Source organism: Rubinisphaera italica (assembly GCF_007859715.1).
Lineage (GTDB): Bacteria > Planctomycetota > Planctomycetia > Planctomycetales > Planctomycetaceae > Rubinisphaera > Rubinisphaera italica.
The window spans coordinates 1,863,165-1,884,647 of sequence record NZ_SJPG01000001.1; the positions used below are offsets into that span (position 1 = coordinate 1,863,165).

Here is a 21,483-nt window from a genome sequence, read left to right on the forward strand (position 1 = left end):
CGGTATACGGCAACCAATACCACAGTCCAATCGCGATAGCGATGCTAAACAACAGCGTTGAGCGAACAATATATTGGGACGGCCGTTTCATGGAATCGTCTTTCCGCGACCTTCGACCAAATTGTATCGGTTATCGATCACCAGATCTGACCAAATCTCCTGGTGACCACCAGGCCAAGATACAATTACGTTTTGAATCTCTTCATGCTCTCTTAATCCGACATGCAAAATCGCTTCATCACAGGAAAGATAACTGCTACTGTTGAATTTCCAAAAGGCATTGGTTCGTTCATTCGTTTCAACAGATACACGAGCCCCGATCCCATTACGGTTGCTTTTTACTCCTATCAGTCTCAACGCAATATAATGCCCCGCTCCTTCAGTCTCGTTGTGGAGTAAAGCCACTGGACTATTCAACTGGCAAATCGCAAGATCAACTCGACCGTCGCGATCATAATCGGCAAGAGCTGAACCACGACCAAGCGTTGGTTCAGCAAAATACAGCCCGGCTCGCGAGGAAATTTCAGTGAATCCTTTTCCTGCCAGATTTCGAAACAATTGCGGAACCTGTTTATACGGTTCATCACGGTCAATTTCTGCATAGTGATTATGGATATGTCCATTGGCAACAAACAAGTCGAGCCAACCATCATTGTCGGCATCAAGGAAATTTGTACCAAACCCTAATCGCCTGAGGCTTACAGCTGACAATCGTTCTTCAGAAGTGACATCCGTAAAATAAAAATCATCGTTTCTGTAAAGCGTGTTGGTTTCACCGAAAAAGTTAGTCACAAACACATCACAGCGACCATCTCCATTATAATCACCTGCAGCTATTCCCATGCCCGCTTCGTGAATTCCACTGCGGTTGACTCCCAATCCCGCGAGAAGTCCTTCCTCCACGAAATGACCCTTGCCAGTATTCGTCCATAACTGGTTTGGAACAGAATCGTTTGCAACGTAGAAATCAAGGTCACTATCGTTATCGAAGTCGACGGCCACTACACCTAGCCCCTGTAATGCATCACCCACTTCTAAGCCGCTTTGTTTTGTCACCTGCTCGAACCGGCCATTCCCCTGATTTCGAAATAAAATATCCTGTTTTCCTTTCAAAAATCGAGGATGACACCCGGCAAACAGCTCACCATTACCCCCCTCAGCTTTACAGAGTGGATAATCCTGCGGCTCAATCTGTAAATAATTGACGATGAATAAATCGAGTAGACCATCGTTGTCGACATCACCCCATGTGCAGCCGGCTCCGTAGGAATCGTCTGATGTTCCAGACGGCTCGGTTACATCAACGAAAGATCCATCACCTAGATTCAAATAGAGTTGGTTGGCCTCAAATCGAGAAACATAAAGATCCGGGAACCCATCATTGTTGTAATCGCCGACACATACTCCCATCGAATATCCGTCATTGATCAAACCACAGTCGGACGTGACATCACGAAACTTTCCGTTGCCAAGATTTCGATACAGTCGATCGCTGACATCAAGTGGGGAGTTCTTAGACTTGAAATTATTTTCTGAGTTTGACCAGGGCTGTCCTTGGCAAATAAACAGATCGGACCAACCATCACAGTCATAATCCAGCCAGGCAGTACCAGATCCCATGAATAAATGCAGGTGCTTCTTTTGCGTGATAGGAGAATTATGGACAAAATCGATTGCTGACTCAGCGACTACATTCCGATACCGTATCTCACAATCATTATCTTCGGCTTCAGTGTTTGTGCAGAAAATTAGCAGGCATAACCAGCAGAGAAGTCGAATCCGATTAGACAAATACGGGAGTGATCGTGAAATGATGTCGAAAACAAACATAATTAAGACCCAAACCTGGAGAGCTATTAATGAGTTTCTGCATTTCGATTACAGAATCATTCTGACGATAATGGTACGCAAGAATCAACAGCACTGGGAGGATACTGGTGATATTCGGGGCTGAATAGCCTTTAGTATCGATAAATGAGTTGCTTGCAATGGGAATTTTGATATCCCTATCATCGGGTAAACACAGTCACTTTATCTCACAGATGGACGACCATATTCTTTCTCGGTATCGATCAATATGCACGACAACTGCCCATCTCGGACCGAAATTCAAGACCGAATACCTGAATACTGCAAACGATTGAATTACCAGTCACGACCCAAATGTTTAACTGCTGGCGTGTCGGGAGGTCGGACAGAAAATATCAGAATGTCGTGACAAACAGCAGGGTAAATCACGACGGTAAATGCTGATGTCGTCAGTCAATGTCGCGTATTACCAAACGGCAATTTGACGAATGGGATTAAGCAACTCTCATTTGGACTAGTGCGTCTTCCACACTAATAAAATGGGATGGTGTTCTTGTAAAGCACGACAACGGAGTGCGTTACAGTTATTTGATGCCCAAATCTAAGCCCTGAAAGGGCACTAGTTTGCTAATTCCTGTCTTGTGACAATCGGAACGTAACCGATCTCCAATCCTTGAGGCGGAGTTACAATTAGAGCCGAATCTATAGCCGCAAGTTTTCCAATTTTCGGTGGTGGCAAATAGTCGCGGTCTGCCTTCCAGGTGGAATGGAGTTTTTCTACTCGCGTCTGCAGAGTCACTCGTTCTGTGTCAGTCAGATCCGCGTTGAGAAGTGCCGGCTGGTCGGCGAATCGATACCAGTAGTAAGTCACTTTACTGCCATCGCCTGGATAAGCATAGAAGGGGCCCGCCGCTGGCCCTGGCGTCTTCCAGCAACTCGCTGGGTCATTAGGAGTCACATACGGTTGCGATGTTTCCTCCACGGGGCGAGTAAATCGGTGCGAAGTGAGCCCCGTTTCCATTGGAACCTCTTCGGCTTGAATGACCACCCATTGTGGTTTTCCGTTTTGATCCTTCTCCAAATGGAAATACTCTGGAAGAGTAACCAGCGGGCTATCTTTAGTTTTTATTACCAAATTATTATTCCAGCGAAATCCAAAAGTTTGAGGGTTCGGTGCCATCGGTGTCGCGAAGGAATCCCAGGCAAGTCGAATCCTGTCATCCCTGTCCGTGCCGGGACCATAGATTTTCCAGGTTGCTCCACCTCGTCCGGGAAATTGATGGATTCTCGCTGCAGTCGGATCGATCGCTCCGTTGGTCGGTGTACCACCCGCAAACCATGCTTCCACATCATCCCACAGAGCCTGCTTGTTGTAGGAAGTAACGCCGTGCACGACGATCGAGTTACCGTCCTCTCCAAGAGGGAATGAGGTTGGTGCGATTCGCGCATAGGTTTCGCCGCTTGTATCCTCTGCCAGAACGCCCGGAATATATTGGGTTTCCATCTGCAACGCTCTGTTCGGATTTGACGGACGAGTATCCAAAAACAGGCCAGCGACGTTACTGTCTTCCAAACTTGGACGCGACCAGAAATACGGAGTGAAGAAGGCAACTGGACCCTTAAAGTTCTGTGCATTTAGAAACAGCGTCCAGCAGTTGTTTCCCGTTGGAACATCTTTTCCAGCGGTGATGGTTTTGGGGTCGGTCAGTGGAAGAGGTAGATACCCATAACCGAAGAGTTCACCGCACGTGCCTTGTTTCAGATTCAAACCGTCGGGAGGCCACAGTACCCAAGGACTGAGTTGTGCCACGCCATATTTCCCCTGGGGGTTGCTCCAGTCTCTTCCTTTTCCAGCTCCAGGTCCATTAGCCCATGCGCTAAAACTCCGAGCCACGCCACCCATAATAAATTTAGGTGTTTCCGTTGCAAATCGTGTGTCTCGCCACCAGCCAAGCCCACCCTCTATATCGGAATAGAGCTTCTCTTCCTTCGTCCTGGGACTGTCGTATTGAGCATGCATCCAAGTGCCAAACAGTCCTGTTTGAAAACGATGCCCCGGGTATTCCTGCAACAACGGCCAGGCCGCCACATACATGGAAAACCCACCATTATAAGTTTGTTCAACCTTCTCGTTAGGAACGAGAAGGTATCCAGCCATCTCACCTTTCTGAAGTCGATCGGCTCCAGCCAACGGCTTGACGGGCACAAATAATAAGAGAGCCAGACAGAAAAAGCACCACACCAACCTCAGTTTATGCAACATGCGTATCCTTTGAAATTTACGAAGATTATCCTTTGGTCTTCTTCAGGTTTCTTCATCGAGCGATCCGTTGTCTTTGTTTGTTGAGAGATCGTATTGCTGCTCTTTGGGCATTTAGTTTTGTTAGTAAAAATTAATCATATGTGTAGTCAACCGTTCTGAACAAGCGACTTCTTTTCGGGCAAGTCGAAGATGGCACGGGCAATCCAAGACCAGTACCCACAATCGAGATACGAAGTACACAAAAAAGTTTCGTGAAACCATGGAAGCCGTGGGCATGAAAACCAATCCGATACCGAAGGCCTCCCCCGAACCTGAATGACCGTTGCGAGCGATTTATCGAAACGATCAAACCGGAGTGCCTCAACAAGTTTACCGGATTATGCTTTGAGTTGCGTTACTAGTGGATCATTTGAGCTGGATTGATGGGTAGAGGGTTTTGAGTTTGATGTGGGCGTTATCGGTGGTAAATCGCCCTGCTGTCTGCCAGAGTGTTGTGAGAAATAGCAGGACGGTGCCTGAAAGATTGTCATTGTCTACTGACAGGGCTGACTTCGAGTTCAGGGGTTAGCAGAGGGGAAGCATCCAAATCCTCGGCATCCATTAGTTCGACGATTCTCTCCAGCGCCTTTAACAAACCCAGGCATTCGATGGGGTCGAGTATTTCCAGACGTTTCAAAAACTGCTCGTGCAGAGGTGTCGGCAGATTTCCGATACGCTGCCATCCAGATTTTGTCAACGATACGCAGAGACGTCGGCGGTCTTTGCTCTTTCGTTCGCGAACGATAAATCCACTCTTTTCCATTTTGTCGAGGATCCGCGAAACCGTCGGAGCTGATAGCTGGACGGATTTTGCCACCATCACAACTGTAACCTCAGTCCCCTCGGTAAACTCGGAAATTGCCTTCAGACATAGCATTTGCGGGACACTCACCCCGCTCTGCTTCCCAACGTTGCGAGAGTGCTCTGAGGTTCGACGAATAATCCGTCGAATCGCTCTTAGAATCTGAAACCCAAGTGAATTGTCGTGGTCCAAAGGATCAGCCCTGCATTAAACTGAGATAAGAACCATATCAGTTTACATTACAATGACTTTGACTGCAGCTATCCGACTAAATTACAACTCGATTTATTCGATTTCAAAGGAAACGCGTTTAAGATTCAATCCGCTCCACATTTCGCTCTGCAAGATAATCGGGACGTGGCGGACGGTCACAAAAAGGCTCGACGAGTTGATTTTCGACACTGTTGTAGACGGCGAATAAATTATTCCGAGGTGTCGGGCTGAGGTTTCCGTTGGAGCCGTGCATGGTATTGCAATCAAAAAAGACGACCGAGCCAGCAGGGCCTTTTGGTGCAACAATCTCTCGATCTTCAAGCAATGTCTCCAGAGCTTCTCGAGTTGGAACTCCATACTCCTGTCGACGGAGAGATTTTTCATAATTCTTTTCCGGTGTTTCACCAGCACAGCGAATGAATTTCTCGTGAGAACCGGGAATCAGCATGAGAGGACCATTAAATTCATGACTCTCGGTGAGAAAAATCGAGACGCTTAAGGCACGCATACGAGGCATCCCATCTTCGACATGCCAGGTTTCAAAATCGGAATGCCAGAAGAACTCTTTGCCGTTCATGGCCGGCTTGTAGTTCACGCGTGACTGATGAATATAGACATCGGTTCCGATCAATTGTCTGGCCCGGTCAAGTAATCGTTTATCGGCAAACAGTTTTTTGAAGATATCGCTGTACTGATGCAGACGGAAGATTGATCGCACAACATTCGAGTCTGGTTCCCGCACAATCCCTGGCTGAGATTCTGGCCAGCTTTCAATCAGAGTGTGTGCTTCAGTAAGCAGATTCTGAACTTCATCTTCAGAAAACAGACTATTTGCGAACAGGAATCCGTTGTGGGCATAGTTCCACACCTCATCAGTAGTCAGTGGCCCTGGTGCATCGGAAGCAGTGGGGTCAAGACGCGGAGCAGTCTCCCAGGTATCGGATGTACGGGAATAATAGGGATCTTTCGTTTGTGTAATCATCAATTCTCTTTGAGGTTACGCTCTTAACATGCGAGCTGAGTTAAAAGACAAAATCCTACAGATCTATTCTTGACGAAATGCTATTCCATCAATGGGTAAACACCGTTTTCATCGTGAGTTTCCGGCCCCACAACCGGGGGATTAAACACACAGACCATTCGCATTTGATCTTCAGCTTTCAGGATGTGATGTTCATTACCACTCAGGGCATACATCGTACCTGCTTCAATTACGTAGGTTTGGTCGCTATCGAGATTCTTGAGCGAGCCCTTGCCTTCAATGCAGTACACAGCTTCGAGATGATTCTGATAATGCATTTCCGTTGTGGTACCGGCATGGATAATGGTGTCGTGCATGGAAAAGCCCATCCCATCCCCTTTGAGCAGTAACCGACGACTCGACCACGTTTCTGCCGAGGTTTCACGTTCTGTTCCTGAAATTTCACTCAGACTTCTGACAATCATTTGTTGATGAATCCTGTCGTATTTATTTTAAAAATGCTCATTCACTGAGATTTCATGAATAGTTTTGAATTATTTGTAAGACGAATTGCCGATGCTCATTCGTTGTCACAGGCACCGAAACTCAACTGACCAATTCCGGTTCCTTTGTCGTAACAGCAATCGTACTCTCTGCCAGGATTTGCAGTCCACGACTGAGTTGCTCATCTGAAATCGTGAGTGGTGGCAATGTCTTAATCACTTCATCGTTTGGACCAGCGGTTTCAATAATCAGCCCCCTCTTAAATGCCTCTTGAGAGATCGCCGAGGCGATGCTGGCGTCTGCAAATTCGATCCCTTGAATCATGCCGCGACCGCGCACTTCTGCATCGTGATTGGCAGCGATATCGAGCAAAGCATCTCTCACCTGACGAGCATTGCGATTGACTTTGCGTGTGAGGGAATCATCTTGCCAGAACTGTTCCAGTGCAGCTGCCGCAGTGACAAATGCGGCATTGTGTCCACGGAATGTTCCGTTGTGTTCCCCAGGCTCAAAGATGTCTAACTCTGGTTTCACCAGCGTTAGGGCCATTGGTAAACCGTAGCCGGAGAGCGACTTGGACAGACAAATAATATCGGGCTTGAGATCAAATGGTTCAAAGCTGAAAAATGGCCCCGTGCGACCACACCCGACTTGGATATCGTCGATAATTAACAGGACATTGTAACGCCGAGCAAGATCGGACAAAGCCTGCAGCCAGCTTCTTGTCCCGATATTCACGCCACCTTCAGCCTGCACAGTTTCAAGGATGAAAGCCGCTGGCAGGTCCACGCCGCTGCTGGAGTCTTCGAGAAATCTTTCCAGAGCGGCAATCGTATCGGCTTCTGTCCCCAGATAATCGCAAAACGGCATGTGGGTGACATTATTGAGCGGCACACCTGCACCGGCTCGCTTGCCACTATTGCCGGTCAACGCGAGCGACCCTAGCGTCATTCCATGGAAACCATTTGTAAATGAAATGATGTTATGTCGCCCTGTCACCTTTCGAGCCAGCTTCAATGCCGCTTCCACGGCATTAGTTCCGGTCGGACCGGGGAACATGATTTTGTAGTCCATATTGCGAGGCTGCAAAATCAGTTCCTCAAACTTTTCCAGAAATCTACGTTTTGCCGTCGTCGACATGTCTAGAGCATGCAGCACGCCATCGCTGGTGAGATATTCAATGAGTTTTTGTTTGAGTACTTCAGGATTATGTCCGTAGTTCAACGCCCCGGCACCGGCAAAGAAGTCGATGTATTTGTCGCCATTTTCATTCACCAGAGCGGCACCTTTGGCTGTGTGAAATACCGTCGGAAAACTACGGCAGTATCCGCGTACGTTACTTTCAAGTCGTTCAAAAATTTCCATGATTAGTTTTTCTATTTAAATGAGTTGATTATTGAGTGTATCGAGATTTCTCACGCCGTTTATTCAGTGGGAGTAGCTACGAGAAAGCGGGAGGTTAAGAATCATACCTCTGCAGCATTCGAAAACTCGACGCGTATCCGCGGTTCTGCTTCATGATCGCCCGGAGGAAAATCGCTGGCGTCAAAACCATCCTCAGGTTTTTCGATGAGTTGGACGCCATGTGACTGAGCAAGCGATTCAAAAAGTCGCTGCGAAGCAATGTTCGATGGTGCAACTGTCGCCTCGATTGCCTTGATCGAAGTGGAACCGCAACGTTCAATCAATTCTTGGAGCAGTTTCATTGCAATCCCTTGCCGTTGTGCTTCTGGAGCCACTCCAATCTGCCAAACAAATAAGGTGCTCGGATCGTGTGGCATTCGATAAGCCGTCACAAATCCCACAACATTCTTACCGTGACAGGCGACCAGGCAGGTGTCTGCAAAGTCTCGACACAATAAGAGATAGAGATACGAAGAATTAGGGTCCAACACCCCCGATTCTTCGACAAGCCGCCAGATTTGAGGAGCGTCTTTAGTTGTTGGTGTACGTAATATTGCTGCTGGTTTCTCAGACTCTACTGAAATAATATGGTCACCCACGTAAATAATGCAGCGAATTCAAGGGAAATCGCCTAGTTGTTTTGGTTAATGATTAGCTATGCAATCATTACCTCTGTAAGTATAATCCTCGCCATCTCTACGTCAACCGCGTTTTAAGTTAAAGGTTAAGGTCGTTTCTGTGACAATTGTTGTTGTCAGTTTTTTGTTCTTTCTGGGAGTTTTTGTTGTCATCGGACTCTCTTCTGCTCGTGCACGAAAAAGTACCACTGATGACTATCTGCTGGCAAATCGCAGTGTTCCTCCCTGGTTGGCTGCGTTGTCAGCCGTTGCTACTAATAACAGCGGGTTCATGTTCATTGGACAGATCGCCTACTCCTATCGGGTTGGCATTGAGTCGATTTGGATGATGATTGGCTGGATTGTGGGTGACTTTATCGCCTGGTTACTGGTACATCCGCGTGTTCGACGTGAATCCGAGCGACTTGATGTGGCAACAGTTCCTGCACTTCTGGGAACTTCTAACAGCAGAGAGAAGCGAGTTGTTATCATTCTTGCAGGACTGATGACCTTTGTATTACTCGGCGTTTATGCAGCCGCTCAGCTCAAAGCAGGCAGTACTGCCCTGCAAGCGCTATTCGGCTGGAAGCCAGAAGTCGGAGCGATTATCGGGGCCGTTATTGTTGTCCTTTACTGTTTTTCGGGTGGAATCCGAGCTTCCATCTGGACTGATGCCGCTCAGTCGTTTGTTATGATTCTGGCGATGGTCACTTTGCTGATCACTGCAAGTTTTCAAGTCGGCACGCCTGTTGATGTCTGGAATAATCTGTCTCAGCAGGATCCTGAACTGGTGAGGTGGTTTCCAAGAAATCTGAAATTCGGATTTGCAATGTATCTGCTCGGTATGACGTTTGGTGGTTTCGGAGCGATTGGTCAACCACATATTCTCGTGCGGTTTATGACTATTCGTTCTGTGGATGAAATTCAACGTGCTCGCATGATTTATTTCCTCTGGTTTATTCCTTTCTTCATTGCGAGCATAGCAGTCGGACTTTACGCACGGGCCTATATGCCAGACTTGCTGAATATCCCATTAACAGCAGGTATGACTGAATCGCAGGCGACAGAACTTGCCATGCCGGAAATGGCACGCCGACTTTTGCCGGATGTTCTGATTGGCTTGACGTTGGCAGGGCTATTTTCAGCAACCATGTCTACCGCAGATTCACAAATTCTCGTCTGTTCGGGATCGATCACACAAGACATTAATCCCCGTTGGAAGAATTCTTATCTGGCATCCAAACTGGCAACTCTCGCGGTTGCCGGCCTCGCCCTTATCATAGCATTATTTGCAGGGCAGGGAGTCTTTTCTCTTGTACTGATCGCCTGGTCCGCCCTCGGAGCCGGTCTCGGCCCTGCGTTAATGCTGCGTCTGCTCGGCGTCGAACTCTCATCGTTAACGATTACATTAATGATGTCAGCTGGTGTTGGAACTGTGATTGCGTGGAACACAATCGGTTATGATGGAGATGTCTTCAAGCTCCTGCCCGGTATGCTCGCGTCATTCCTGATGTGGCCCATCGGCTCAATATTCGGCTCCTACATGTTTCAAGAGAAACCAGAGACGACTTAATGTGACGTTTGACTTCCTCTTGGTTTCCCACACGATCGCTGAGGCGTTGGCGTGTCATAACATTCAATTCAGGTTCTGCCATATTGAGCCAGCTCCTTTGATATCGATGAAAGAGTTGCTTTGAGTGGGAATTATGATTTCCCGATGGCTGGGAAATCACACTCACTCTTTCTCACTGGAGAACCACCATGCTCTTTTCGGTAACGATCGACATGCACGTCAACTACACGGCAGCAACGTCTGACAACAAATCGATCTCTGAGTCGTCAGGGGGGCGAAGATCTGGTCGTGATTGAAAGTTAGGATTCAAATTAGGATGAAGGAGCATAGATTTCGAAAGAGCAGGGGACTGAAATTCTGGACTGATTCCCTAAGCAATGACGACAATTGAGTGACCAGTCACGACCATGTTAAACTCTCGGCGTGTCGGGAACTTGGACAGGAAATATCAGAAGGTTGTGACAACACCATCGTTGATACGTTTACATTCCTAGTTTTGCGCGGTTGTATTCCCAGTTCATCTGTGCGATGTGACTGACACTGATCTGCTGTGGGCAGACTGCTTCGCAAGCTTCGGTGAATGAGCAGGCCCCAAAGCCTTCAGTATCCATTTGATTGACCATCTGCACAACCCGTGTGGAGCGTTCGACTTTCCCTTGAGGCAAATTCACGAGATGTGTCACCTTCGCGGAAGTGAATAAGGCTGCCGAGGCGTTCTTGCAACTTGCCACACAAGCTCCACACCCAATGCAGGCTGCTGCATCAAACGCATGACTTGCTTCGTCTTTGCTGATCAAAATTGAGTTTGCCTCTGGTGCCGCGGCGATGTTTGTCGAAATGTAACCGCCCGAATCGATGATACGATCAAAGGCAGACCGGTCGACCTTCAGGTCGCGAATGATCGGGAACGCTGAAGCGCGAAATGGCTCAATCGTGATTTGATCACCATTTTGGAATGATCGCATGTGCAATTGGCAGGTGCTGCTTCCCTGAGCGGGTCCATGTGGTCGTCCGTTAATGACCATTCCACAGGATCCACAAATTCCTTCCCGACAATCATGATCGAATTCGATGACACGTTGTCCGTTGTTGATCAGTTGCTCGTTCACCGCGTCCAGCATTTCCAGAAACGACATGCCAGGATCCGCGTTGTTCAAATGATAATTGACCAACTGGCCCGGGGTGTCAGGTCCGTCCTGACGCCAAATTCTCAAATTCAGTTCCATAATTATTTGTAATTCCGAGTCATCACGTTGACCGCTTCAAAAGAGAGTGGTTCTTTATGCAGAATCGGTTCCCCCTCTGCACGATGTTGCCATGCCGAGACGTAACCAAATCCTTCGTCATTTCTCAACGACTCGCCTTCTTTTGTTTGATACTCTTCTCGAAAATGTGCTCCACAGGATTCTTCCCGGTGAAGTGCATCAATACACATCAGCTCTCCGAGTTCCAGGAAGTCCATGACCCGCGTCGCTTTTTCAAGCTCACTATTCGGCTCATGCGCACCGCCCGTGATATTGACGTCATTCCAGAATTGCTCCCGCAATTCGCGGATCTGTTCAATTCCGCGGTTCAAACTCTCGCGACTGCGACTGATTCCACAACAATCCCACAGGGTTGCACCGAGGGTGCGGTGAAAATAATCAACCGGTTGACTGCCTTTGATAGAGAGTAGTTTCTGAATATCTTCCCTGGTTTTCGATTCGGCTTGATCAAATTCGGGGCCATCGGTGGGGGACAAAGGCTCCTTGATGCGGCTGGAAAGAAAATTCCCAATGGTACTTGGCAGGATAAAGTAACCATCGACGCAGGCCTGCAGAAGTGAATTGGCCCCCAGCCGATTCGATCCATGATCAGCAAAGTTACATTCACCACAGGCATACAAGCCTTCAAGTGTTGTCATCAATTCGTAATCGACCCAAAGCCCGCCCATAGTGAAATGTGGCGAGGGAGCGATCAGCATCGGCGTGACATAAGCATCGATACCTGTGATTTTCTGGTACATACCAAACAAATTTCCGTATCGAGACTGGATTGTTTCTCGGCCATGTTGGGCAATCGCATCGCGAAAATCCAGGAATACGGCATTTCGCATCGGCCCCACTCCGTGTCCAGCATCGATTTGCTCCTTGGCAGCGCGTGCAGCAATATCCCGTGGAGTCAAATTCCCAAACGCAGGATATTTTCGCTCCAAATAGTAGTCCCGTTCACTATCAGGAATCTTTTCCGGCGATCGATCGTCACCTGACCTGGCAGGTACCCAGATGCGGCCATCATTTCGTAAAGATTCCGACATCAACGTCAGCTTTGACTGATGTTTTCCCAGGGCCGGAAGACTGGTCGGGTGGACCTGCACGAAACTTGGGTTGGCAAGAAAGGCGCCTCGCTTGTGTGCCTTCCAGGCGGCCGTCGCATTACAGCCCATGGCCATTGTCGAAAGATAATAAATCTTTGCATATCCGCCCGTACCCAGCACAATGGCGTGTGCAGCGTGCCTTTCGATTTCACCTGTAATCGCGTCACGGACGATCACGCCAATGGCCCGACCATTCTTAACAACAAGATCTAGCATTTCGTGGCGACTGAATCGTTCAATTCGTCCTGCCTTAACCTGCCTCGCAATCGCTGAGTTCGTGCCCATCAACAATTGCTGGCCAGTCTGTCCCTGAGCATAGAAAGTCCGCTCAACCTGCACGCCGCCAAATGAGCGGTTGCCAAGCGAACCTCCGTACTCTCGTGCAAAGGGAACACCCTGTGCTACACAGGTATCGATCAAACGGACGGACAGCTCGGCCATTCTGTAAACATTGGCTTCACGGGAACGATAATCGCCGCCTTTGATGGCGTCGTAAAACATGCGATAGACATTATCACCATCATTTTGATAATTCTTTGCGGCATTAACGCCACCCTGTGCGGCGACCGAGTGGGCACGACGAGTGCTGTCGTGAAAGCAGAATAACTTGACGTGGTACCCCAGCTCACCAAGTGCGGCGGCTGCACCACCACCAGCCAATCCGGAACCAATCACAATTACGGTCATTTTTTTGCGATTGGCAGCGTTCACCAGCGCGCAGGTCGCTTGATACTCGCTCCATTTCTTTTCGATTGGTCCGTTGGGAATTTTTGCGTCCAGCATCGTCATGCTTCCTCAACCTCTTAAATAGATGTAGATCGGCATTAACGCAAAGATAACGGAAACAATAATCGCGAAAACTTTACTCAGCCGCCGCGACCACACGGAATAGCGATTGTGATACAGTCCCAGCGATCGCAGGCCGTTGTGAAGTCCCTGGTAAAGATGCAAGCCCAGGGCAACCATCGCTAATACATAAAATAAAACACAGGTCAGACTCGCAAACGATGTAACCACAATTCCATACAAATCCTTCTTACCGTTGGCATCCAAGGCAATATCATGCCCGTATTTGTATGGATACCAGAAATTCCACATGTGGATGATGATAAACAGTAACAGGATGCCTCCCATGACGCCCATCCACCGTGTGTACCAACTCGTCGTGTTGACGCTCCCTCTGTAGGCGTAACGCTGACCTGCCGATGCTCGATTCCTCTTTGTGAGTGTAAACGCAAACGCCACATGCAACAGCACTGCAAAGTATGTCAAATACGCTGCAATCTTGATGGGTGGCAAATGCGTCAGAAAATCTGCGTAAGCATTGAATGTGGTGCGGGCTACCGATTCCGGAAAGAACAAAGCCAAATTGCCCAGTAAATGAACCGTCAGAAAGAGACAGAGAAATAATCCGCTAATGGCCATCACGGTCTTATACGCGATCGATGATAAACGCATTCTCAAACCATGTTCTCTCTTAAAGATACGATAGTTGGTGGGGATTGTACACAATGGTACATATTGGGCTTCCCCAGGAATAGTGGGTGCGGGTAATGGTTAAGCCACTTGCAAAAACTGAACAGGGCTCAGGTAGCCCAGTGCAGAACGTTTCCGTACTCGATTATAAAACACTTCGATGTATTCAAACAGGCTCGTACCAGCCTCGAAACGATTTTTATATCGCTCGTGGTGAACGAGTTCTTTCTTCAACGTTGCAAAAAATGATTCCATCTGTCTTCGACTACCGCCCTCGCTATACCACCTCCGCACTGTTCGATGGTGCTCGGTTGCTTCCCAGCAGTTTCCCTTTCGGCTCATCGAACAGGTGATTCCCATTGAGGTCAACATTTTCTCGCCATGCTTTCGCATGAACTGCGAAAGCCGCTCAACGCAGTAAGCAGTGCGACGGCTATCCTTTCTTGTGACGACTGATCCGCCAGATTTCGCGCGTGTGGACATCGGATTGCCCGAGATGAGTGGCTATAACATGGCTCGCCAAGTTCGTAAGCGATAACCTAATGTAAATCTAAAGATGATTGTACTAACAGGTTATGGACAGCCTTCCGATGTCGAGAAAGCACTTGAGTCAGGTTTCGATGATCATATAGTCAAGCCCATCGATCCAGTTCAGCTCCAATCCTTGTGCGTTTCAGTTGCGGCAGCTGCAGACAGTCCTCTGATATCGATGAAAGAGATGCTTTGAGTAGAAATTGTGATTTTCCTACCGCTGGAGGATTACCATGCTCTTTCTCGGTATCGATCAACATGCACGACAGAACCGATGGAAACCAATCGAGTTCTGAGTTTCCAGAGGTCTGGGATTGCCATCGAGAGTGAAAATTTGAACTTGAATAAAGAAGCACAGATTTAGAAAGAGCAGGGGACTGAAAATCGGGATCGATTCACTGAAGACTGCAGACGATTAAGTGACCAGTCACGACTCAAATGTTAAACTGTAAGTGTGTCGGGAACTCGGACAGAAATATCAGAATGTTGTGAAAAACAGCAACGCTGAATTTCTCAACCAATCGCTGCCAATGTCAGCGATTGGTCTGGTCATTCGCTGTCAAAACTTATCATCACCGCTTCAGCGGAATTGAGCAGGACGGAAAATGACTTGCCATTGCCAAGTTTTTCATCCGTTCGCTCATTGATTGCGTTTCGTACCGGTTCTGTGAATTCAATATTCAATGTGGTTTTTTCCTTTTTGAGCCCCTGAGCACCTCCGCCCCCCAAACTGTCACCACCAACCGATACGTTCTGAATCACAAAAAGTAACGTCCGACCATTTTTGTTCCAGTAGGTCAACTCCAGGTTCGCCGGTCGTTTTCGGTTTTCGTCAAGTACTGTGACCCACGGTTCAACACCAGCACCCGAGACATGCTGGAGAAACGGCATACGAGTAGCGTCGGTCGCGGTCTCCTCTTCCCTGTCTTGTAGATAACGCTGCGGTGACAGATTCACGTAGACAGCTTTGCCTTGTCCGACAGTTCGCACCGTATGGGTCGGCAATTTCCGCTCCGCTTTGGCATAGCCATCCTCTATTGGCGATTTGATCGTCCCAAAAAACTCACGGTACGTATTATAACTGAAGCCGGCATCCTGATCGGTTTCCACCCAGAGCCGATCACCGAAAAAATCCGCAGCCCGTTCGGTGCCATCATGTTTCACGCCGAACAGTTCATCAAGCACACCACTGCTGCGACCATTGCCGTGCTGGTCGAACAGTCCGCAGGCAAAATCGGCAATCACAGTACCGCCCCGCACAGCAAACTCAGAGATTCGCTGTGCTTCAATATCCGACAGTGCATAACAGGCTGGCAGAATCAAGACCTTGTATTCGTCAGGCACACCCTCGGTAATGACTTCCTCATAGGACACAAAATTGTACTGCAGACCAGAATCCGTGAGCAGATTCTCCCACGCTTTCCGTACATTGTGTGATGTACCGAGACGATGGTCGCTGCCACGATTGACCCACGTTTTACGATGTGCCTCAGCGTCCAATAACCATGAAACCTGAATCGACGGGTGCGAGTAATAAATTGCTACACCATCGTGAATCCATTTCGCACCGACAACCTTCTTGCCCTGGATTGTTGTCAACTCGTTGAACGTCGGTTTAACATCGTCGAGCCAGGACTTGGGTGTTTCGCCGTCAAACCAGCCATCGACCCAGCCAATCATGCCACGGTTGCCATGCGCCAGATAATACCACGCCTGCCAGATGTCATTGGCCGAAGTCAGCTCCGGCTTGTGAAAATGCGTCGTCACCACTGGAATCATGTTGTCAGGATTGAACGACCGAATGATTTCCGTTGACGACCCCAGATTGTACGATTCAATGAACTGCACTTTCTTCATGAGCTTGGCGTAATCATATCCGCCCCAAATGCTCGGAGACTGCCCGCCGACAAATCCAGCCGGCGTGTCGGGGTCGTATTTATTACAGGTTTTTACGAGATTGCCAATCGAGTTACTCCAGACCGAATCGTTGTATGTGATTCGATCCAGTAGTGGGGCGAAATTCAGTTCGTTGAGTTGGCCTGAAAGCTGCGGATACGTGAAATCGGGTGTCACAAATTGGGCTTGAGGTACATTTTCCCCTCCATAGTAAAAAGTCAACCACTGTTGATACGCTTCGTCATCCTCATTGATTCGCCACGCCAGCGGCGTCACAAACGCCCCCCACGAAATTTCATCATCCAGTGCGTGCGCAACGCACAGTTTGCTATTTTGTTTCACATTTGTAATGTTTCGTCTGATGCGATCTTCCAACTCCCGCTGCCATTTGATAGTCAACGGCTGTGGACCATCGGTCCCGGAACGAATTGCCAGCCCGTCGCGCTGAAACTGAGCGAAATTGGATTTGCTGTTCGCTCCCCTCAAATACAGCAACCCTTTACCAGCCGCGTGGTCATGGTAAAATTTCAGATCCCACTGATTCAGCCACTCAAAGGGGCCTGATCCGCTGTCTACAAATCCTCCATGAATACCATAATTGCGTGAAAACTTACCGCCGGCCGCGTTCGTGCCGATTGTCCAGCGATATCGCCACGGCATGTACAGCCACGTTTTCCACTGATCGGTCAGCATCTCTCGCCGTTGCGGGACGGATTTGAATTCGGGTGCTGTCTCGATGTACGTCAAATATATGTCGTCGGCTCGCACCTGGAGCGACTGAAGTGAAAAGAAACACAATGCAATCCAGACTCGTAAAAGTTGATTCTGAGCATTCCACATATTCGATGTCCTTTATTGGTTCAGGTCGTCGGATTAGCGATGTTTGCAGCAGTCCAACTCAGCAGATACATAGTATGGGCCATTCGAGAAATCGGTCATCTCGATCATCAACTGATCGTACACAAACCAGGGCTTGCCAGCCAATAGTCCGAATATGCAATTCGGACGCGAGACGGAAGCTTGTAAACGTCGAAACTCGGCCCCACAGAACGACCCGACCATAACCAATCTACCAAAGGCCAGAAGGGGCCCATTGGTTAAAGCGTAGCTACACGTCATGTAAAGATGAATGAAGCACTGTTGCATGGGGACTGGGGCCACCCATTTCTAATCGTTCAACATCATCATCACGATGAAAGGTCGAGACTTCGATTATCGTTGAGTACTGATGGTGAGGAGAAATTGCTGTCATTCGATGCCAAAGACCAACCGGTACGTGAAATCGTTCCCCTTTGGATAAAATCTGAACCTGGTGGTCACTCTTGTCGTCCTTGTATCCAAACTCTATTTGAAAACGTCCCTGGGATATAAAAAACACTTCATCTTTGATGAAATGTCGATGCATACTGCATCTATGCCCCATTTCAAAGCCTAACTCTTTGCCACAGTAATTTTGAATTTCATCATTTGCAAACCAGATTTCGTATCCCCAGATTTTGTCAACCTTGTGTGGAAATATCATATCGAATAACTCCTGTGAGAATCTGAAATGGTCACCATCATTTTCAATCGTCCAGTAACATCGGACAGACCTGATTAATTGCTTCACGTCCCTCGTCAGATTTCTGATGAAGTCTCCAGCGAGGAACTCAGTAAAGTCACAGTTAGACAAGAACACTCAAACTGAAACGAGTTGAAACGATGGTCAGAAAATAAATAAAACTATGAAGGAAGTTACTACCACCGTTGGAATCACTCGCTCAAACCTAATAGTGAGCTTTTCAAGGGAATCAAACTGGCAGTCTGGGCCAGTTCACCTTGAAAGTGATAAGCTCGAAGAGTGAAAGATTTCTCGTTGTTGTCGAAAAGTGTGATATCCGTGACTGGAACAAAATGCTCATTTGCGAATTCCAAATGATTCAACAACTGTTGACCGATTGGCAATTCTGGATCAATCAGCACCCAGCGAACCTGATATTTCGATAATGTTTCCACTAACGAGTCTTCCGGCAACGCCAGCAGATCATCCCCTCTCAGTAAAGAATGTTCCCGTTTTGTATCTTGCAGTCTGAGAAAGGCGGTAAATAAGTGATGATCTTCACCAAAATAGGCCACATTTCCCGTAGCTTGCGATCCCATCACTTGCTGCAGATATTCTTCCATGTTGGCATATCCAACAGGGCGAGACTGCGGAACCGCATTCAAATTTGGGACAACCAATGTCAGACAGGCGATCGCCCCCAGAAAAGAGAGTGCGGGTTTTTGTCTCCACATCCATTGTAAGGCAACTCCACAGGCCAGGCATAACAGCGGAATCACATAGCCAACGAAACGGACCTGCTTGTTATCGAAATAAGAAAATAGGAGATACCAGGCAACGACTGACCATAACCAGATACCCTGCTTTTTTCGGAATTCAGGATGGATGGCAAGTAACGCAAGGCCAACGACAGACAGAACGAGCACGATCCAGGAAAGTTGACCAGGCAGTAATTTTAAATAATAAGTCCAGGCATCCATGGTCCAGCGGCTTGCTACCTGATGATGCTCTACATAAATATCTCCCTGATTCCCAAACGATTGGGCAATGTTGACTTTGCCAAATTTCCAGGTGAACAATGCCAAAGGCGAAACTGTTACTCCAGCCGTTCCGACACAAACCCATGTTTTCCAGTGCTTCAATAAATGGCGATGATTGATCAAAACATCGAGGAAAAGTCCCAGCAGTACAAATACGGCTGGCTGCTTAGTGTAGGTTATCGCAGCACAAGCCAAGCCTGCCAGAACCGCTTCCCCATTATGTTTCCAACCAGCGCGACGAGTGACATTTCCGTAAAGCCAAAGGACAAACAGACAACAAGCAAGCGAAGGAATTTCCAGCATGACAGAATTCTGCAAAGCCACCATTTCTGGAGCCGTCACCGTTAGCAATACCACCATCAAAGCCAACGGCACCGATAGTAAAGACCGACTCCCGGCATATAAGCATAGACTCAACACGAATGCAAAAGCTGTGACAACTCCATAAACGGTTGAAAGCTGAGGGCCTGTGACCAACATCGCCAATCCGGAAATCGCGTGAAATAATGGAGGCCAAAAGATCAAACCTAATGCTGGATATTGCCGTTGGTAGTCATACGTGTATTCAACAGGGTTGTTAACAGGCATGTCACGATAAAGATCGTAAAAGAATAGACTGGTTGTGACATTGTGAGCCTGGTCAAGCCCGTCAATTGTCTGTTTGGACCAGTTCGGGAAAGTTACCCAGAATGTGATCAATAACGCTGACAGTAATCCCAGCCAGCCAATCCAATGTGAACCGTTTTTTTGAGGCAGATGATCCGTGAAACAGATTGCCGCTTGCTGGATTTCTTCTGTCTGTTCCGTCACGGTGAACTGTTCGGAATGTGACTGTGCAGACTCGGCTTGAAGATGACCCGTAATGAGTTTGAATTCTGGTTCCCGCTGAGGAAAGACCAGATAATTGCTCAATAAGAAATTCATGACCACTCCTCCCAGAATTCCTATTGCTGCGGCAATTTGAGGAGTGTGCAAAACTTCTGAAAACTGAGTCCACATGAAAGTAGACAGCCCCCAGGAAATAATGGCTCCCAAGGTGCAGGAACCACAAAATTTCAAATACTGGAAACCGAGCGACTCTTGTTTCCGGTCGGAAAAGGTGATAAATCGGTTACCCAGAAAATTCCAGGACATCGCACCACAGATCGCGACAGCTCGAGCGACTGGAAAGCTGGCTACCGTTAACATTAGCGTCAACAAAACCAGATCGACAATTGCCCCGGAAGCTCCGACCAGTCCAAAAAGCAAAGGGGTAAACCATTGACCCATTTTGAAACGATAAAGTCGTGCCAGATGACGCAAGTAATTCAACTGCTCTTTCAACGAAAGCTTGCTTTCCCCGTGTAGACGGTCCTTGAAATGAATGGGGACCTCAGCTACTTTCCGGCAGCCGCATTTTACAATCAGTTCCAGTCCGATTTTGTAACCAATTGGATTAAGTTCCCTTGCCTGTTCATAAGTATGACGAGTCAGCGCAAAGAAACCGGCCATAGGATCTTTGGCCGTTGTCAATCCACGGGACATCCAGGTCGCGACCTGTGAATTTAGCCAGCGGAAGAAACTCCAGTCGTCATCGGTACTACCTCCAACGACATAACGACTGCCTATAACAAAATCTCCCTGCTGTTCCAACGCAGCTGCAACCAGTTCAGGAACTTTCCGAGGGGGATGAGACAAGTCCGCATCCATCACCAGCAAAACCGAACCCTGAGCGTGGTTAAGACCATGCAATACCGCACTGGAGAGTCCACGTTCCGTTTTACGTACGAGCAACTGAACCGGATATTTTTCTGCAAGTTCTGCACAAACCTTTGATGTTTCATCGGGGCTGTTATCGTCAACAATAAGAATTTCTGCCGTCATGCCGCATTCATTCAATGCCTCAAAGACTTGAGGAATCAGCACTGGTAAATTTGCCGCCTCCATAAACGTCGGCACAATGATGGAAACCAGTGGCCGGATTGAGTTCTGAAACAGGTCTTCAGAGTTGGGCGTCTCAGAATCGGTCTCTGACCGAAACTCAACGGGAAATGTCATGTCTAATGCTCCCTGTGTCTTTAAACATCAAGCTCGAAACGAGTTGTATTTTTAGACTGAATGTAGGGGACAGGCAGGGGCCACGATAATTTGACAAGAATCAGTGAGATTCCTCTGATGGCAAGCGGTTATAGTGGATGTATGAATTAGTGCGATCGTCAACAGATTGGCATTATTGAGTATTCTTTGGTCATCTTTCATAGTTGGACCAAAGAATACTATTTCTGATTGATCACCTTTGATATCAATGAAAGAGTTACTATGAATGAGAAATGAGTTTTTCCGATGACTTGGGAATCACGATCTCTCTTTCTCACAGGAGGGCGCCTTGCTCATTATCGGTATCGAGCAGAATGCACGACAACTGACCATTTCGAGCAACGTCTGAAAACAAATCCAGTTTTGAATCGCCAGAGGTGCGA

14 protein-coding genes and 1 pseudogene are annotated in these 21,483 nt (G+C 47.9%); 1 reads left to right on the top strand and 14 read right to left on the bottom strand.

Annotated features, from left to right (window positions below; all coding sequences use genetic code 11):
* Positions 1 to 87: 87 nt before the first annotated feature.
* The 7 genes from Pan54_RS06915 to ectA form a co-directional block, all read right to left on the bottom strand.
* On the bottom strand, positions 88 to 1,620 hold the full coding sequence (locus Pan54_RS06915) for a CRTAC1 family protein (protein WP_165441630.1): 1,533 nt from the start codon (positions 1,618 to 1,620) through the stop codon (positions 88 to 90).
* An 808-nt stretch (positions 1,621 to 2,428) separates the two neighbouring features.
* Positions 2,429 to 4,072 carry a hypothetical protein gene (locus Pan54_RS06920; RefSeq protein WP_207310067.1) on the bottom strand — a complete coding sequence of 548 codons (1,644 nt, stop codon included), beginning with the start codon at positions 4,070 to 4,072 and terminating at the stop codon, positions 2,429 to 2,431.
* Between the two features lie 526 nt (positions 4,073 to 4,598).
* Positions 4,599 to 5,105, bottom strand: a complete 507-nt coding sequence (locus Pan54_RS06925; protein WP_390621923.1) for a MarR family winged helix-turn-helix transcriptional regulator — start codon at positions 5,103 to 5,105, stop codon at positions 4,599 to 4,601.
* 118 nt (positions 5,106 to 5,223) lie between these two features.
* Complete coding sequence (thpD, locus tag Pan54_RS06930; RefSeq protein ID WP_146502798.1) at positions 5,224 to 6,108, bottom strand: ectoine hydroxylase; 885 nt, start codon at positions 6,106 to 6,108, stop codon at positions 5,224 to 5,226.
* An 80-nt stretch (positions 6,109 to 6,188) separates the two neighbouring features.
* On the bottom strand, positions 6,189 to 6,572 hold the full coding sequence (locus Pan54_RS06935; RefSeq protein ID WP_146502799.1) for an ectoine synthase: 384 nt from the start codon (positions 6,570 to 6,572) through the stop codon (positions 6,189 to 6,191).
* 121 nt (positions 6,573 to 6,693) lie between these two features.
* The gene (gene ectB / locus Pan54_RS06940) at positions 6,694 to 7,956 is read right to left on the bottom strand and encodes a diaminobutyrate--2-oxoglutarate transaminase (protein ID WP_146502800.1); all 1,263 of its coding nucleotides are present in this window, start codon (positions 7,954 to 7,956) and stop codon (positions 6,694 to 6,696) included.
* Between the two features lie 101 nt (positions 7,957 to 8,057).
* The gene (gene ectA / locus Pan54_RS06945) at positions 8,058 to 8,594 is read right to left on the bottom strand and encodes a diaminobutyrate acetyltransferase (protein WP_207310068.1); all 537 of its coding nucleotides are present in this window, start codon (positions 8,592 to 8,594) and stop codon (positions 8,058 to 8,060) included.
* A 139-nt stretch (positions 8,595 to 8,733) separates the two neighbouring features.
* Between ectA and Pan54_RS06950 the strand changes: the two genes are divergently transcribed.
* Positions 8,734 to 10,185 (top strand): sodium/proline symporter, encoded by a 1,452-nt coding sequence (locus tag Pan54_RS06950; protein ID WP_207310069.1) that lies wholly within the window; start codon positions 8,734 to 8,736, stop codon positions 10,183 to 10,185.
* 482 nt (positions 10,186 to 10,667) lie between these two features.
* On the opposite strand, the gene Pan54_RS06955 is transcribed toward Pan54_RS06950, so the two are convergent.
* The 7 genes and pseudogenes from Pan54_RS06955 to Pan54_RS06990 all read right to left on the bottom strand — a co-directional run bounded on the left by Pan54_RS06955 (position 10,668) and on the right by Pan54_RS06990 (position 21,061).
* Positions 10,668 to 11,411 (bottom strand): succinate dehydrogenase/fumarate reductase iron-sulfur subunit, encoded by a 744-nt coding sequence (locus tag Pan54_RS06955; protein WP_146502801.1) that lies wholly within the window; start codon positions 11,409 to 11,411, stop codon positions 10,668 to 10,670.
* A 2-nt stretch (positions 11,412 to 11,413) separates the two neighbouring features.
* Positions 11,414 to 13,324, bottom strand: coding sequence for a fumarate reductase/succinate dehydrogenase flavoprotein subunit (locus Pan54_RS06960; protein ID WP_146502802.1), 1,911 nt, complete (start codon positions 13,322 to 13,324; stop codon positions 11,414 to 11,416).
* A 12-nt stretch (positions 13,325 to 13,336) separates the two neighbouring features.
* The gene (locus Pan54_RS06965) at positions 13,337 to 13,999 is read right to left on the bottom strand and encodes a succinate dehydrogenase cytochrome b subunit (RefSeq protein ID WP_146502803.1); all 663 of its coding nucleotides are present in this window, start codon (positions 13,997 to 13,999) and stop codon (positions 13,337 to 13,339) included.
* 99 nt (positions 14,000 to 14,098) lie between these two features.
* Positions 14,099 to 14,428: pseudogene (locus Pan54_RS06970) on the bottom strand (IS3 family transposase); the annotation flags it as partial.
* 669 nt (positions 14,429 to 15,097) lie between these two features.
* Positions 15,098 to 17,284, bottom strand: a complete 2,187-nt coding sequence (locus Pan54_RS06980) for a beta-galactosidase trimerization domain-containing protein (protein ID WP_146502806.1) — start codon at positions 17,282 to 17,284, stop codon at positions 15,098 to 15,100.
* 268 nt (positions 17,285 to 17,552) lie between these two features.
* Positions 17,553 to 17,966, bottom strand: coding sequence for a cupin domain-containing protein (locus Pan54_RS06985; protein ID WP_146502807.1), 414 nt, complete (start codon positions 17,964 to 17,966; stop codon positions 17,553 to 17,555).
* 230 nt (positions 17,967 to 18,196) lie between these two features.
* A complete protein-coding gene (locus tag Pan54_RS06990) occupies positions 18,197 to 21,061 on the bottom strand; it encodes a glycosyltransferase (protein ID WP_146502808.1) in 2,865 nt (954 codons plus the stop codon).
* Positions 21,062 to 21,483: the final 422 nt, after the last annotated feature.